Source organism: uncultured Mycobacterium sp. (assembly GCF_964249325.1).
Classification (GTDB): domain Bacteria; phylum Actinomycetota; class Actinomycetes; order Mycobacteriales; family Mycobacteriaceae; genus Mycobacterium.
The window spans coordinates 1734-2798 of sequence record NZ_CAXUCH010000372.1 but is presented as its reverse complement, the minus strand read 5'-3'; the positions used below and the strand labels follow the sequence as shown (position 1 = coordinate 2798).

General features: G+C 71.5%; 1 pseudogene. It reads left to right on the top strand.

Annotation, left to right across the window (positions count from 1 at the left end):
- Positions 1–1065, top strand: a pseudogene (locus tag ACFE99_RS24665) (cation-translocating P-type ATPase); the annotation flags it as partial.

The window sequence follows — 1065 nt, the reverse complement described above, 5'->3', positions numbered from 1 at the left end:
CGACGCTGGTGACCGCGCCCAAGGCCGGCCGCACCACCCGCGAGTCGTTCGCGGCCACGCTCGGACAGGGATTGGCCGACCGGCATGCGGTGCTGCCGCTGCGCCGGGAAAGCCTACGCACGCTGGATCGGGTGGACGCGCTGATCGTCGATCCCCGGGTGCTGTGCACGGACCGGTTGCGAGTGGTACGCGTACGCGGCGCCGACGAAGACGAGATCCCCGCGGCGTGGACCCGCGCCCAGGCCTTGCTCGACGATGCCGACCTGCGTCCCGGCTGGCACCGGGTGCCCGGCACGCCAAGGCAGCGAGCCGCAGGTGACGTCGAGGCGCTGATCTGCCCCGCGCACGACCCGCGGGCGTCGGGCGTGGTTACCGAAGCCCGCCATTCCGGGATCGAGCTGATCTCGGTCGACACCGAAGATCTCGGCGAACTGCGCCCGGCGTTCGACGAAATCCAGCCGCTTGGCGGCGGGTCGCTCGACGATGCGCTGGCCGCCGCGGTTGCCGCCTGCCAATGCGACGGCCACACCGTCGCAGTGTTGTCTTCGGCTGCGGCCCAAGCACTTTCATCTGCTGACTTGGCTCTGGGCGTGATGCCCACCGACGAAACGCAACCGCCGCCTTGGCATGCGGACTTGATACTGCCCGACCTCGCGGCGGCTTGGCGGGTATTGCACGCGCTTCCGGCGGCCAAGGCGGCGAGCCGGCGCGGCATGGAGATAGCAGCGGGCGCTTCGGCTTTGGGTGCGCTGTTCATGCTGCCCGGTGTGCGCGGCCGCGGGCCCGGCCCGGTGACCACCGGTGCGGCGGCTGGTCTGCTGTCCGGCTATCTGCTGGCGCGCCGGGTGGTTTCGGCGCCCACCCCGATCCCCGCGCCCGTCCACGAGTGGCACGCGATGTCGGTCGAACAGGTCCGCAAGATGTTGCCGCCGCCCGAAGAAGTGGCTCAGCCGCGGCACCGGCCGATGGCGACGCGTGCGCTGGCCACCGCCCAACGTGGCGCCCAGGTGACCGGAACCCCGAGTCGGGCTGTCTGGCAGTTCATCAAGGCCGTGCGGGCCGAAT